General features: G+C 58.7%; 22 protein-coding genes. 20 read left to right on the top strand and 2 right to left on the bottom strand.

Annotation, left to right across the window (positions count from 1 at the left end; genetic code table 11):
- The first annotated feature begins 2 nt into the window (after window positions 1-2).
- From F7R06_RS01085 to F7R06_RS01040, 11 genes are all read left to right on the top strand, one after another.
- Window positions 3-224: a DUF551 domain-containing protein gene (locus tag F7R06_RS01085; protein ID WP_090322448.1), complete on the top strand. Its 222-nt coding sequence runs from the start codon at window positions 3-5 to the stop codon at window positions 222-224.
- 22 nt (window positions 225-246) lie between these two features.
- The gene (locus F7R06_RS01080; protein ID WP_090322451.1) at window positions 247-645 is read left to right on the top strand and encodes a hypothetical protein; all 399 of its coding nucleotides are present in this window, start codon (window positions 247-249) and stop codon (window positions 643-645) included.
- A complete protein-coding gene (locus tag F7R06_RS01075) occupies window positions 642-857 on the top strand; it encodes a hypothetical protein (RefSeq protein ID WP_090322453.1) in 216 nt (71 codons plus the stop codon). The genes F7R06_RS01080 and F7R06_RS01075 overlap by 4 nt, the downstream gene beginning before the upstream one ends.
- Window positions 854-1045, top strand: a complete 192-nt coding sequence (locus tag F7R06_RS01070; RefSeq protein ID WP_090322456.1) for a hypothetical protein — start codon at window positions 854-856, stop codon at window positions 1043-1045. Before F7R06_RS01075 ends, F7R06_RS01070 begins: the two co-directional genes overlap by 4 nt.
- Before the next feature lie 136 nt (window positions 1046-1181).
- Entirely contained in the window at window positions 1182-1304 is a 123-nt protein-coding gene (locus tag F7R06_RS31200; protein WP_281198268.1) for a hypothetical protein, read from the top strand.
- Window positions 1305-1531: 227 nt separating this feature from the next.
- Entirely contained in the window at window positions 1532-2287 is a 756-nt protein-coding gene (locus tag F7R06_RS01065) for a recombinase RecT (protein WP_090322460.1), read from the top strand.
- Window positions 2284-3936, top strand: a complete 1653-nt coding sequence (locus F7R06_RS01060; protein WP_090322463.1) for a YqaJ viral recombinase family protein — start codon at window positions 2284-2286, stop codon at window positions 3934-3936. The genes F7R06_RS01065 and F7R06_RS01060 overlap by 4 nt, the downstream gene beginning before the upstream one ends.
- On the top strand, window positions 3933-4625 hold the full coding sequence (locus F7R06_RS01055; RefSeq protein ID WP_090322465.1) for a hypothetical protein: 693 nt from the start codon (window positions 3933-3935) through the stop codon (window positions 4623-4625). Before F7R06_RS01060 ends, F7R06_RS01055 begins: the two co-directional genes overlap by 4 nt.
- Window positions 4622-5086, top strand: coding sequence for a hypothetical protein (locus F7R06_RS01050; protein ID WP_090322468.1), 465 nt, complete (start codon window positions 4622-4624; stop codon window positions 5084-5086). Before F7R06_RS01055 ends, F7R06_RS01050 begins: the two co-directional genes overlap by 4 nt.
- A gap of 81 nt (window positions 5087-5167) precedes the next feature.
- A complete protein-coding gene (locus F7R06_RS01045) occupies window positions 5168-5419 on the top strand; it encodes a hypothetical protein (RefSeq protein WP_090322471.1) in 252 nt (83 codons plus the stop codon).
- Window positions 5420-5500: 81 nt separating this feature from the next.
- Entirely contained in the window at window positions 5501-6355 is an 855-nt protein-coding gene (locus tag F7R06_RS01040; RefSeq protein WP_090322473.1) for a DNA adenine methylase, read from the top strand.
- A 40-nt stretch (window positions 6356-6395) separates the two neighbouring features.
- On the opposite strand, the gene F7R06_RS30685 is transcribed toward F7R06_RS01040, so the two are convergent.
- Window positions 6396-6539 (bottom strand): hypothetical protein, encoded by a 144-nt coding sequence (locus F7R06_RS30685; protein WP_159437806.1) that lies wholly within the window; start codon window positions 6537-6539, stop codon window positions 6396-6398.
- Between F7R06_RS30685 and F7R06_RS30680 the strand changes: the two genes are divergently transcribed.
- The 9 genes from F7R06_RS30680 (at window position 6532) to F7R06_RS31195 (ending at window position 10343) form a co-directional block, all read left to right on the top strand.
- Window positions 6532-6954, top strand: coding sequence for a helix-turn-helix domain-containing protein (locus F7R06_RS30680; protein ID WP_159437808.1), 423 nt, complete (start codon window positions 6532-6534; stop codon window positions 6952-6954). The two genes, F7R06_RS30685 and F7R06_RS30680, sit on opposite strands and share 8 nt — an antisense overlap.
- Before the next feature lie 91 nt (window positions 6955-7045).
- The gene (locus F7R06_RS01030; protein WP_090322475.1) at window positions 7046-7510 is read left to right on the top strand and encodes a hypothetical protein; all 465 of its coding nucleotides are present in this window, start codon (window positions 7046-7048) and stop codon (window positions 7508-7510) included.
- Entirely contained in the window at window positions 7507-7704 is a 198-nt protein-coding gene (locus F7R06_RS01025; protein ID WP_090322478.1) for a hypothetical protein, read from the top strand. The genes F7R06_RS01030 and F7R06_RS01025 overlap by 4 nt, the downstream gene beginning before the upstream one ends.
- Before the next feature lie 4 nt (window positions 7705-7708).
- Window positions 7709-8062, top strand: a complete 354-nt coding sequence (locus F7R06_RS01020) for a hypothetical protein (protein ID WP_090322481.1) — start codon at window positions 7709-7711, stop codon at window positions 8060-8062.
- A gap of 325 nt (window positions 8063-8387) precedes the next feature.
- On the top strand, window positions 8388-8579 hold the full coding sequence (locus tag F7R06_RS01010) for a hypothetical protein (protein WP_090322483.1): 192 nt from the start codon (window positions 8388-8390) through the stop codon (window positions 8577-8579).
- Window positions 8569-8778: a hypothetical protein gene (locus tag F7R06_RS01005; protein WP_090322486.1), complete on the top strand. Its 210-nt coding sequence runs from the start codon at window positions 8569-8571 to the stop codon at window positions 8776-8778. The genes F7R06_RS01010 and F7R06_RS01005 overlap by 11 nt, the downstream gene beginning before the upstream one ends.
- Window positions 8775-9521 (top strand): hypothetical protein, encoded by a 747-nt coding sequence (locus F7R06_RS01000; protein WP_090322490.1) that lies wholly within the window; start codon window positions 8775-8777, stop codon window positions 9519-9521. The genes F7R06_RS01005 and F7R06_RS01000 overlap by 4 nt, the downstream gene beginning before the upstream one ends.
- Window positions 9522-9531: 10 nt before the next feature.
- Complete coding sequence (locus F7R06_RS00995; RefSeq protein ID WP_090322492.1) at window positions 9532-10116, top strand: hypothetical protein; 585 nt, start codon at window positions 9532-9534, stop codon at window positions 10114-10116.
- A complete protein-coding gene (locus F7R06_RS31195; RefSeq protein WP_090322495.1) occupies window positions 10113-10343 on the top strand; it encodes a helix-turn-helix transcriptional regulator in 231 nt (76 codons plus the stop codon). The genes F7R06_RS00995 and F7R06_RS31195 overlap by 4 nt, the downstream gene beginning before the upstream one ends.
- Here the strand turns inward: F7R06_RS31195 and F7R06_RS00985 are convergent.
- Window positions 10313-11542 (bottom strand): tyrosine-type recombinase/integrase, encoded by a 1230-nt coding sequence (locus F7R06_RS00985; protein ID WP_090322500.1) that lies wholly within the window; start codon window positions 11540-11542, stop codon window positions 10313-10315. The two genes, F7R06_RS31195 and F7R06_RS00985, sit on opposite strands and share 31 nt — an antisense overlap.
- Window positions 11543-11560 lie beyond the last annotated feature (18 nt).

Raw genomic sequence — 11560 nt, 5'->3', positions numbered from 1 at the left:
GCATGAGCAACTGGATCAAGTGCAGCGATGAGCTGCCAGATCTGCCACGTGGTGGCGGAAAACACCACGTCATTGCCTACACGCCAGCCAGGGAGGCGCAAAGATTCGCGAACGGCTCCCGCTTCCTTTACTGGAACGGCATCGACTGGCGCTACCCAGACGGCTCGCGATTCGAGCATCGCGTAACGCATTGGCAACCCTTCCTCTCCAAGCCAACCGAATAACCACGCCGATCTGGAGGCGATCATGAACGCACTCGCAGCAGCACAGTCACGCTGGGACAACATAACTCCGGTCGACACGTCATCTCGCGACGAGGCCGCAGATGAGTGGGCCTACAACGCCGCCGAGCAACTGGTGCTGGGCTGTGACGTTGTGATTCGCACTCGCCGCCAGACGAAGATGATCAGTTACGCCGACTTCCTCGGCAACGTCCAGGCGCAGCTGAATCAGCGCCAGATCGAAGGAGAGGATGACGAGGACAACTTTGCGCAGTTGGTCATTGCCGCACTCAAAGGCGGCACCGGCAAAAGCTTCGCGGAAAAGTTGCTTGGTCCGCATGGCCTTCAGGAAATCGCTCTCGAGCTGGTCTCGCCATGGTTTGACCTGGCCATGGAGCAAGTTGCGGAGGACGACGACTCATGAGCGACCAGAAAGCAGCCCTCGCCATCGAGTACGAGGTCGCCAAGATCGGCGTGACGCACTCACCGGTGCCGGATCACACCTTCGTGATGGGCATGATCGAGCTTGCCGAGTTCTGCGAGCTGATCGACCCGGCCAAGGCTAACCAGTACCGCAACGAACTGGACGACAAGCGCTCCAAGCGCATCAACGATCTGAAGGGAGTCGCAGCATGAGCAGCCCACCAGTCAAATCCCTGATCGACGAACTGGTCGATGAGCTCGTACTTGAGCACTTGTCGCCCTCCCGCATGCCGCTGAATGAAGCGCTCGGCCTGCCCCGTGACACGCTGGTGATCAACTGCCCGATCCGCTCGGCAGTGACCATCAAGAATGGTCGCCGGGTTATGCAGGTGGCGCAATGAGGAACAAGTACGCAGGTATCTGCTATCGGTGCCACGGCAATGTCCCGGCGGGCGCAGGGCACTTTGAACGCCATCAAGGTAAGTGGCGCACACAGCACGCCGACTGCGCGATCAAAGCCAAGCAGGAGAAAGAATCATGAAACAACTCTTCTGGGTCCTCACCTTCGTAACCGTCCTCATCTGGGGCGCCTACGACGAAATGCGTGAAGTGCACCGGGCGGCTCAGTTGCCTGTGGCGGTGGTACAAACCGCTAAATAATTCACCCTCGCTGGGAGGGCCTTAACTGGATGGCCCAGACGCGCAAGGCGGCAAGAGCGCGATAGCACATCACCGCCAATCAGGGCGAATAGGAGCTGGTCCTTCACCTGCAAAGCCAGTTTGGCGACCACGGCAGCGCGGGCTAACCCAGACCGTTCGTGACCTGATATCCCCTCCTCACTCAATAACTCAAACTCATAGCCGCCTGCATGGCGGAAGGAATCGTCATGTCTGATTTAACCGTCAAGCAAAGCTTCAGCCTCACCCCTTCGTCGCTGAGCGAGGCCATGCAGTTCGCCGAGATCCTGGCAAAGTCGACCATCGTGCCGAAGGAGTTCCTTGGCAATCCGGGCAACATCCTTGTCGCCATTCAGTGGGGCCTGGAGCTTGGCCTGCAACCGCTGCAAGCGATGCAAAACATCGCGGTCATCAACGGCCGGCCCGCACTCTGGGGTGACGCAGTGATCGCCCTGGTGCGCGGCTCGCCTCTTTGCGAATACGTGTACGAAGACGACGACGGCCACACCGCAACTTGCCGAGTGAAGCGACGCGGCGAGAACGAGCAGGTGCGGATCTACACCATGGATGACGCAAAGACGGCCGGCCTCGTCGGCAAGGCCGGGCCATGGACGCAGCACCCAAAGCGTATGCGTCAAATGCGTGCCAGGGCATTCGCCCTGCGTGACGTGTTCCCTGACGTGCTGCGCGGCATGCCGGTCGCGGAAGAGCTGCAGGATATGCCGAAGGAGCGCGAGAACGGTCAGCCGCTCGCCAGCGTAGCCAAGATCGCGGCGCCGGTAGAACTCGAAGCCTATCCGGACGAGAAGCTGGCAGAGAACCTGCCGAAATGGCGAAAGGCGATCGAGGACGGCAAGTCATCGCCTGAGCATCTGATAGCCACCGTCAGCAGCAAATACACGCTGACCGCCGAGCAAATCGACGCCATCAATCAGCTGAAACCACTCGAAGGAGAAGCAGCATGATCATCCATACCGTAGCCCAAGGCTCCGCCGAGTGGCATGCACTGCGCGCCCAGCACTTCACCGCCTCCGAAGCGCCAGCGATGATGGGCGCATCGAAATACCAAACCCGCACCGAACTGTTGACCCTGAAGAAGACCGGCATCGCGCCGGACGTAACCCAGTCGCAGCAGTACATCTTCGACAAAGGCCACACCACTGAAGCGGCGGCACGCCCGCTGGCTGAAGCGCAGATCGGCGAAGAGCTGTATCCAGTTGTTGGCACGCTGGGCAACCTGCTGGCCTCGATGGACGGCGCGACGATGCTCGGCGAGACACTGTTCGAGCACAAGCTCTGGAATGAATCGCTGGTCGCCCAGGTTAAGGCCGAAGACCTCGCCCCCCACTACTACTGGCAACTTGAGCAACAGTTGCTGGTGAGCGGTGCCGAGCGCGTGATCTTCGTTTGCTCGGACGGCACCGCCGAGAACTTCGTTAGCATGGAATACCGGCCAGTCGCCGGCCGCGCCGAACAGTTGATTGAAGGCTGGAAGCAATTCGAGGCTGACCTGGCGAACTTCGAAATGGCCGATGCCCCGTCGATTGTCGTCGGTAAAGCCCCTGATGAGCTGCCAGCGCTGCGCATCGAACTGACTGGCATGGTTACCGCAAGCAACCTCAAAGCGTTCGAACAGTCGGCGCTGGCGGTCATCGACTCAGTGAAAACCGAACTGACCACCGATCAGGACTTCGCCGATGCGAAAAAGGCCGTGAAGTGGTGCGGCGACGTCGAGGACGCTGTCGCCGCGGCGAAGAAGCAGGCTCTGTCGCAAACCCAGACCATCGATGAGCTGTTTTCGTCCCTGGATCGAATCAGCGCCCATGCCCGCGAAACCCGCCTGAAGGTCGACAAGCTGGTGAAAGCGCAAGAGCAGTTGGTGAAGTCGAACATCAAGCAAAAGGCCGAGAAGGCGCTTGCCGATCACATCGCGGCGATCAACAAGACCCTGGGCAACGTGGTTCTGCCGCCAGTCGCCTCGGACTTCCTTGGCGCCATGAAGAACAAGCGCACCATCGCCAGCCTGCAGGATGCGGTTGCTACCGAGCTGGCCCGGGCGAAGATCGATGCCAGCCAGGCAGCTGATGGCATTCGCCTCAACCTTTCGAGCCTGGCCGAGCTTGCTGCTGACTATGCCTTCTTGTTTAGCGACATTCAGCAATTGGTGGTGAAAGCCAATGATGACCTGGTGACGCTGATCAAGTTTCGGATCTCGGAACATGAGAAGGCCGAGGAACAGAAAGCCGAATCCACTCGCAAGCGCATTCGCGAGGAAGAGTTGCAGAAGATCGCTGAAGAGGAAAAGGCAAAGCTTACGGTTGCACCTGTAGTTGCTGAACCGGCACCGGCGGCAGCCCAGGCTCCGGCCGTGTCGGCTTCACCAGTTCGCTCGGCTCCTTCTGTCGTGGCGCCCGCCGCTACCCAGGTCCAGCAGAAACCCGAAGCGCTTCAGGCTGAGGTCTACGACCTTGAAGCATTGGTTAAGGCCGTTGCGTATGGACAGGCTCCGCTATCGGTTTTGGCGGTCAATTGGGAAGCACTCGACGCCATGGTCGCAGACCAAGGCTCCAACTTCAGCATGGCCGGCGTGAGGCTGGCAAAGGCGGCAGCATGAACGCATACGTCAGCCCAGAACTCAGCACGATCCGCGAGAAAGATGCCGATCGTGCTCGGCTCGCCCAGGCCATGGAAGGCTTCGTCGCTCAGGGGAAGGTGATTAAGAAGATCGCCATCGGGCGGGGCCTATTCAGTCCCCAGTCGTTCAACGGTACGGCGACTGATCAGGAACCGAAAGACCTGTCGGTCAAGCTGCCGAAGTCAGCCAAGGCCGCAGCTTATGAGGCGGAACTCGCCGAGAAGATGAAGGCCTATTACGACCGAGGTATGGTTGCTGCGGCCAAAGACCTTCATATCGGTACCCGGCGCGCTAGCCACATCGCAGCCCTGTACGGCATCAAGTTCGCCAGTCATTCCTCGCTCGCGGCCCGCAAAGAGGATCTGGCCCTGGTGCCGAAGATCCGCGCCATGATTCTTGAGGGCCTAACGCAGGACCAAATGTGCGCCGAGTTGAAGATCGGACGCACGACGCTCAAACGAGTCGCCGGCCAGAACGGTTTGACTTTCCGCAGCCCTGCCCAGCACGCCAAGGAAAAGGTTCTGGTCGAGCGCATCAAGGCCATCCGGGATATCGGCTGCACCCGGGCGGCCTGCGCAAGGCAGCTGGAGATCAACCCAAAGGTTCTGCTTCGGCTGATTGCTGAGCATGAAATCGACTTCCCAGTGAGCACGCCGGGGGCCGCATGAGCAAGATCAGGAAGAAAAACAACATGCAGGCCCGGATCGAACGTTCTTGCCGGGCACTCCTCAGCACCAATCACGTCGCCGTCGTGAACATCGACCCCAGCGGCCGGCAGGGAATGATCAACTACAAGTCGTTCAAGAACATCGCCCCGGGCAAGATCGGCCAAGCAGTCTGCGGCCTTCCCCATCGATGGACAATCTACCTGAGCGTCATGTGCCTCGATGCCCGCGGCGACCGCTACAGCAAGTCGGTCGAAGTGGCGCCGGATGGCGTCTACCTCTCCGACCACCTAGCAGACGTGATCGAGCATTGCTACAAGGAGCTGCGCGCCTCTGCCAACCAGAACCAAATGGTGGCTTCTGGCTGGATAGCAATTCCAGAATCCGTATCGCTCGACGAGGCTCACGCGGCCAGGATCTTCGAAGCCGTCGGCGCCTGGAATCAGCAGAAGGTGGCGGCATGAAGCGCATCAGCAACCAGGTGCGCCAGCGCCGAAGACTGACATGGCTGGATCTGCCGGCCCACGGAATTGAAGAGGTGGAACATGGCAAAAACCGCTGCACAGCGCCAGCAGGACAAGCGGGACCGGGACAAGCAGTCCGAAACCGAACGCCTTGCCCGCCTCCTCTCCCGCCGCATATCGCTGGACCTGTATCACAACGATGACGCCCGCCTGAAAAGCCTTATGTCACGACTCGACATCACGGAGGAGCAAGACGTCGTATCGCGGCTCATCTGGGCGGCGGATCGAATGTCTGACGAATCACTTCAAGAGCACATTTGTACTCTTCGCTGATTTGCGTCACGGCCACCTGTCACGAAACCTTAAATTTGTCGCATCCGGTCACGGAGGGCGGCGCCTGACTGGAAATAAAGAATGACTATTACAGCGCCGGTCATCCGCTACCACGGAGCCAAGTTCCGACTAGCACCATGGGTGCTTCAGCACTTCCCGCCACATACCTGCTACGTAGAGTCATTCGGAGGCGCCGCAGGCGTCTTGATGCAGAAACCTCGAGCATATGCCGAGGTATACAACGACTTGGATGGCGATATCGTGAACCTGTTCCGCGTCCTGCAGGATCAGATTGCGCGATCGGGATTAGTCGAGCGGCTTGTATTCACGCCCTACTCACGCGAAGAGTTCGAATTATCATGGGAGCCGAGCGCAGAGCCGATCGAACGTGCAAGAAGAACGATCATCCGCGCCCAGATGGGTTTCGGGTCCGCCGGAGCAACCAAGGGTGTCACAGGGTTTCGCATCGATACGAAGAGGCAGTACGGCACAGCCCAATCACTTTGGGCTGCGTATCCGGAACAACTTGCCGAAGTTGGCCAGCGTCTGAGTGGCGTGCTGATCGAGAACCGCCCAGCGATCGAGGTCATCACCGCTCACGACGGCCCCCAGACTCTGCACTACGTGGACCCGCCCTACGTGCACGACACCAGATACAAAGGTGCATCGAGCGGACGGTATTACAAGCACGAGATGGATGATGCCGCCCACCGGGAATTACTCAGCACTTTGCTCGAGCTAGAAGGAATGGTCGTGCTTTCGGGATACCCGAGTGACCTGTATTCGGAGCTTCTCCCAGGCTGGGCCAGCTACAGCACATCGGCGCGTATCAGTGCCGGGCGCGGCACCGCCAATCGAACGGAATGCATCTGGCTGAATCCAGCCTGTGTCGATCGCGTCAGCCAAATCGGTCTGGATCTCGGCGAGCGCGCTTAACCCATTCCCCCATCACCTCACCCTTCCGGGAGGCCCTATGTCATCCAAAGGAAAACTCGCTGCGGGCCACATGGAGCTTCACTTTTTCTGCGACCAGTGCCGGAAGCCCCGCAGCACCGGAAACCACGATAAATGCAGCAAGGCCCGGCAACGGGAACACGCGCGGAGGAATGAAGATGTCCAATCATGAAACCCTGAACGGCGGCCCCTGCTCTGAGGAAGACTGCGGGAAAAAAGCCAAGACAGGCGGCCTGTGCTCGATGCACTACGCCAGAAAGGTGCGCGGCGGATTGAGACAGCCAACTTTGTCGCCTCAGTCGATCGGCCAGATTTTTACGATGAATGCAGCTGGTCACCCGGCATCCAGCATCGCCAAGGCTGTCGGTTGCTCATACCCAACTGTCGTGCGCTATCTCAACAATGCCGGGATCGTGCTTGGTAATAAGGGTCGAAAGCGCGAACTCACCGACGAGTACCTAAACATGGCGTTGGATATGCGCGCCCAGGGCAAGAAGTGGGACGACATCGAGGCGCACATTGGCTTCTGTAGGCAGACCTTCCAAACATGGATCAGGGCAACGAGGGCTCAATCATGCTGACGAATTTCTTCACCGGCTGGGCCTTGCTGTCGATCATCGCAGTCGCCCTCGCCTGCTGCCTATTTCATAACGGACTATCGGAGGATTTGGAATGATCTGTCGTAAATCTATGGATGCCTGCAAAACGCCTGGCATGTGTTCTCCGCACGGTGGCTGCCAAGACCCTATTCAATCCGAACTGGCTGCTTTGCGGGAAGAGCTGGCGACTCTGAAGTCTCCGGGACCGTTGTGCTTCTGCGGCCTGAAGCAAACAAAGAACCCGCACCCTGAAGCTGGCGTACCTCCCGGCTATCTTGAGGTCGGTACTGTTTACGACTGCATCCCATGCCTGAATAAGAGCCGTCGCGCATGGTCGAAAAAGGCCAATGCACTGACCTCGGAACTAGCTGAAGCAAAGCAGCGCCTTGCGGACGCCGAGCGGCGTAATGTGGAGCTGATCTCGTTGCTACGTGATGCTGCTGAGTACGTCCGGCACCCTGATTACGATTGGCACATTGGCTTCATTCAAGAAGTTGACGCTGCCATCAAACCCACCGAATCGGGAGCAAGCGAATGAAAAAGTTCATCTGGATACTTCGTGCAGCACTGCACATGCGGAAAATCTTCGGGTATTGGTCGCCGCGCAATCTGCAATTCTGCTGGGAGACTGGCGCCACGATATACGACAACTATGAATACGAAGGCAGTGTCAGCGAGATTGGCGAACCTGCTGAAGAAATCGCCGAAGAACTTAGCTGCTGGGGAGACTGAAGCCATGACCAACGATAAAACCGTAACCATGTCGCGAGAGCTGGCGAAAATGCTTGAGCGCAATCTTGTGTGGGGCGACGAAGCATTTAAAGCTCAGCAAGAAATCCGCGCCCTGCTCGCCGCCCCAGTCGTCGAGAGTCAACCCGATGCCTATATGACCGTGCACCCAAATGGAATGAAGGGGCTTTTCTTTCCTTCAGAAAACATAGAACCAAGTCCATATGACAAGCCTCTCTACGTCTCGCCGCCCGCGCCGGTAGTGGTGGTGCTGCCTGAGCGAATTGAGCCGCCATCGGATTACGCATATCGCAAAGGCTGGAACGCCTGCCTCGACAAGGTCAAGGAGCTGAATCAATGATCGCCCTCGCCTGGTTCGCCTATGTGTATTGCTACGAGGGGCCGCGGTGATGACATGCATTCGGATCGAATATGGCTTCATCTGCGTTTCACCATTCTTTCGCCTGCCTCTGTCTGACGGGACTCGAGTGTTCATGAGCTGGCATAACTAACTCGGCCCGATTTTCTTCCGCGATCGCAACGAGCGCCGGGAAATAGAAGACTGGTACGAAAACCCTCGCATCATCGAAGCACTTGACTGGTTCTGCAGTCGCGGCCACCGCGCCTGATTCCACTCCCGCCAAATAACTCCCCTGCTTGCCGCCCCGCGCGGCCGGAGCATCCCCATGTCTCGCATTGAAGAAAGAGAAGGCTGGAACCTGGCTGATCAGTTGATCGAGGCCGGGCGAAAGCTGGACGAACGATTCGGCGGTATTGAGCGGGTCATCGCCAACATTGAACGCACTGCCGCGATGAGGCCGGAAGGCTATCGGGTTGGCATCCAGAAACGCATCGAGGTGGAACGCCATGCAGTATGACATCCATGAGCAAAACCCCGCAGGCGGCCCGGGCAAGCTGCTCGACACCATCGACCGCGTACCAGACATCCGCAAGACCGACTCATTCGTCGAGTTCGACGGCGAGATGCACAAGGTCCTGACCGGTATCCGCAATTTCATCATCGTCACCCAAGAGCGCTGGGCGATGGTGTCGGCTGCTGCATGGAGGAAAATATGAGCGAGCAAATGCGCGAAGAGTTTTCCGCCTGGTATCTGGCGGAGGTAACTCAATCCTACGGCGAGAGCGTCAGGACTCAGGCAGGGAAGAATCTGGCTTGGGTGCGTCAGGATGGCAGCTTTGCAGACCCGATGCTCAGACTGGCCTGCTTGGCGTGGCAAGCGTCCCGCGAACAGCAAAACCTTCACCCGCTCCAGCAGACCCTGCGCGACAACGGCGACCTGATCGCAGCCCATGCCACCATCGCCCAGCAGGCGCAGATGATCGAGCACCTTCGCGGCGGCCCTACTCCTGGCTACACCGCCGTCGACATGACCACCGCTGCGGCGCAAGGGTTCAGGGATGGGGTGGCGAGCGTAGCGATGTTCCGGCCCAGAAAGGATTTAGTGGTCAGGGTTTGGAATGCAGGCGATGACGATGACGCTTTCATCTGCGCTGTAAACGGCGAGGTAACGGTAGACGCCCTGGCCGAGATTGAAGAGGAATTGAAGGGCGAGCACGAATTCAGCAAGGGCCCTGGCGAGTACGTCTATTACGCCTGCCACGATCAAGGTGAAAGTGATGAATACGGCAATGTCCTTTTCCGGCCGGGATGGGAGCTGACAGAGATCAGTTTCGAGAAACCCGACTGGATGAGCATGACGCATGAGCCCGAAAAGCACGTCTCGCCATCCGATGAGCCATGCGACGACTGCGGCGAGGCTGGCTGCATATTCAAACACCACTGCCAAATACCATTTTGAGGGGGCAGTCATGACCGACTACAGCGAACTCAAGAAGGCCGCCGAGGCCTGTGAAGACCTGCTACCGCTTCGGTACATGGAGTGCCCTGGCGCGCTCTACATCCGCAACGACAACGGCATTGTCTTCGACGTGCATCAGAACCGGTCATTCCCCGAATTCATGGCGCAGAACAAGGATTATGCAGATCTGGTGCTCGCCGCCAATCCTGCGACGGTCCTGGCTCTGCTCGCCGAGATTGATCGACTGCGCGGAATTCAGCCCGCATTTCCCCCGCGGCCGCCTGAAGGTGAGGGTCTGCCCCGCTATGGACTTCGCTGGAATGGCCCTCAGCAACCTTTGGCGGTGCTGATGACTGACGGCTACTGGACGCCATGGCATCTAGCCGACCAACTCAAGGCCGAAGTCGCCCGCTCAACCGAGCGAGAGATCCACCAGCTGGCCGAGATAGAGGCGCTACGCAAGAATTCGGCGCGTTACCTGCACCTTAAGGCAACTTGGGACGATGGCCTGTTGCTGGAGCGGTTGGGCGGCAGCGTGCTTCCTGAAGACTGGGATGCCGAGATCGACAAAGATATGAGCAAGGAGTCCCCATGAATACAGCAACTGAAGAAATCGAATTCATCCGACTGCCGGAGGTGAAGCGAATCTGCGGGCTCAGCACCGCAACCATTTACCGAATGGCTGTGAATGGGAAATTCCCTAAGCAAGTGAAGATTGGGGATTCCGCCGTGGCTTGGATCAGGTCAGAGGTTGACCAGTGGGCTGGCCGCAAATCAGCAGCCCGGGTAGATCAGGCCTCCGCCTCCAGCGCATCCAGGTAGTCAGCCCAGTCCTGCATCATTCCTCGCCGCTGCTCCACGTACTCTGCGTGGTTGTACACCTTCCTGATCTTGCTGGAGCCAGCGTGAGAAAGCTGCGCCTCGATCCAGTCCTCGTTGTACCCCATCTCGTTCAGGGCCGTTGAGATCGTGGCGCGGATACCGTGCCCGGTCAGCCTGCCTTCATATCCCATGCGCCTCAGTGCCATGTTGACTGTGCCGTCGCTGATTGGAATTGTCGGCTCATGCCGGCCTGCGATCAGCAGCTTGTAGCGGCCAGTCATCTGGTGCACTTTGCGCGCTTCCTCTACCGCCTGCCGCGACAGTGGCACCAGATATGGCGGAACAACCCCCTCCCCCTTTACCCTGATCATCTTCTTCAACTGCTTCACGGTGCCGGCCGGAACGGTCCACAGCGCTGCTTCAAAGTCGAACTGATCGATGGTCGCACTGCGTAATTCGATTGTGCGCACACCAGTCAGCAGTAGAAGCCTGATAGCACTGCGGGTGTACTCTTTCAGGTCGGCATCGCGCAGCGCAGCCAGGAACTCTTTCAGCTCATGCTGGCGCAGCATTGGGTTATGTTTCTCAGGGGGCTCCTTGGCCGCCACGATATCTAGATCCGCCGCCGGGTTGACATCCAGGTACTCCGAGGCCATCCCGAACCGGAAAATCTCATTCAACCATGTTCGGCATTTGCGGGCGACATTCAGCGCGCCGCGCTTCTCGATGATCCGCAGGGTGGCTAGTACATCCTTGCGAGTGACCTCGGCGATAGGAATCCTGCCCAGCGACGGCAGCAGGTCTTTGTCCAGATAGAGCTGGGCCTGCTTGGCCGCGCCCTTCTTGGCCTCAGCCCAACGCGGAAGTTTGAAGGCATACCACTCGCCGGCCACTACTTCGAAGGTCTTGATCGACGAATCAGCAGCGGCCTGCTTCTCTTTTCTGCGCTCTGAGCGAGGGTCAATACCCTTTGCGACAAGCGAACGGGCTTGATCACGTTTCTCGCGAGCTTCTTTCAGGGAAATTTCAGGATAGGTGCCCAGCGACATGCGCGGCTGCTTGCCGTGCCATGAGAACCGGAAATGCCAAGACTTCGTGCCATTGGGGGCCACGAACAGGGAGAGGCCGCCGCCGTCGGTTATGGAGAACTCTTTGTCGGCCGGCTTGGCCTGGCGCACAGCGGTATCTGTGAGGGGCATTAGTACATCACCGAATCA

The organism is Pseudomonas moorei (assembly GCF_008801475.1).
Classification (GTDB): domain Bacteria; phylum Pseudomonadota; class Gammaproteobacteria; order Pseudomonadales; family Pseudomonadaceae; genus Aquipseudomonas; species Aquipseudomonas moorei.
The sequence above is the reverse complement of the archived record's forward strand: the minus strand, read 5'-3'. Positions and strand labels throughout refer to the sequence as shown.

What these genes read in the sequence shown, in the direction of transcription:
- F7R06_RS01085 (WP_090322448.1), top strand. Translation starts at nt 3, where the DNA reads ATGAGCAACTGGATCAAGTGCAGCGATGAGCTGCCAGATCTGCCACGT.
- F7R06_RS01080 (WP_090322451.1), top strand. Translation starts at nt 247, where the DNA reads ATGAACGCACTCGCAGCAGCACAGTCACGCTGGGACAACATAACTCCG.
- F7R06_RS01075 (WP_090322453.1), top strand. Translation starts at nt 642, where the DNA reads ATGAGCGACCAGAAAGCAGCCCTCGCCATCGAGTACGAGGTCGCCAAG.
- F7R06_RS01070 (WP_090322456.1), top strand. Translation starts at nt 854, where the DNA reads ATGAGCAGCCCACCAGTCAAATCCCTGATCGACGAACTGGTCGATGAG.
- F7R06_RS31200 (WP_281198268.1), top strand. Translation starts at nt 1,182, where the DNA reads ATGAAACAACTCTTCTGGGTCCTCACCTTCGTAACCGTCCTCATCTGG.
- F7R06_RS01065 (WP_090322460.1), top strand. Translation starts at nt 1,532, where the DNA reads ATGTCTGATTTAACCGTCAAGCAAAGCTTCAGCCTCACCCCTTCGTCG.
- F7R06_RS01060 (WP_090322463.1), top strand. Translation starts at nt 2,284, where the DNA reads ATGATCATCCATACCGTAGCCCAAGGCTCCGCCGAGTGGCATGCACTG.
- F7R06_RS01055 (WP_090322465.1), top strand. Translation starts at nt 3,933, where the DNA reads ATGAACGCATACGTCAGCCCAGAACTCAGCACGATCCGCGAGAAAGAT.
- F7R06_RS01050 (WP_090322468.1), top strand. Translation starts at nt 4,622, where the DNA reads ATGAGCAAGATCAGGAAGAAAAACAACATGCAGGCCCGGATCGAACGT.
- F7R06_RS01045 (WP_090322471.1), top strand. Translation starts at nt 5,168, where the DNA reads ATGGCAAAAACCGCTGCACAGCGCCAGCAGGACAAGCGGGACCGGGAC.
- F7R06_RS01040 (WP_090322473.1), top strand. Translation starts at nt 5,501, where the DNA reads ATGACTATTACAGCGCCGGTCATCCGCTACCACGGAGCCAAGTTCCGA.
- F7R06_RS30680 (WP_159437808.1), top strand. Translation starts at nt 6,532, where the DNA reads ATGTCCAATCATGAAACCCTGAACGGCGGCCCCTGCTCTGAGGAAGAC.
- F7R06_RS01030 (WP_090322475.1), top strand. Translation starts at nt 7,046, where the DNA reads ATGATCTGTCGTAAATCTATGGATGCCTGCAAAACGCCTGGCATGTGT.
- F7R06_RS01025 (WP_090322478.1), top strand. Translation starts at nt 7,507, where the DNA reads ATGAAAAAGTTCATCTGGATACTTCGTGCAGCACTGCACATGCGGAAA.
- F7R06_RS01020 (WP_090322481.1), top strand. Translation starts at nt 7,709, where the DNA reads ATGACCAACGATAAAACCGTAACCATGTCGCGAGAGCTGGCGAAAATG.
- F7R06_RS01010 (WP_090322483.1), top strand. Translation starts at nt 8,388, where the DNA reads ATGTCTCGCATTGAAGAAAGAGAAGGCTGGAACCTGGCTGATCAGTTG.
- F7R06_RS01005 (WP_090322486.1), top strand. Translation starts at nt 8,569, where the DNA reads ATGCAGTATGACATCCATGAGCAAAACCCCGCAGGCGGCCCGGGCAAG.
- F7R06_RS01000 (WP_090322490.1), top strand. Translation starts at nt 8,775, where the DNA reads ATGAGCGAGCAAATGCGCGAAGAGTTTTCCGCCTGGTATCTGGCGGAG.
- F7R06_RS00995 (WP_090322492.1), top strand. Translation starts at nt 9,532, where the DNA reads ATGACCGACTACAGCGAACTCAAGAAGGCCGCCGAGGCCTGTGAAGAC.
- F7R06_RS31195 (WP_090322495.1), top strand. Translation starts at nt 10,113, where the DNA reads ATGAATACAGCAACTGAAGAAATCGAATTCATCCGACTGCCGGAGGTG.
- F7R06_RS00985 (WP_090322500.1), bottom strand. Translation starts at nt 11,542, where the DNA reads ATGCCCCTCACAGATACCGCTGTGCGCCAGGCCAAGCCGGCCGACAAA.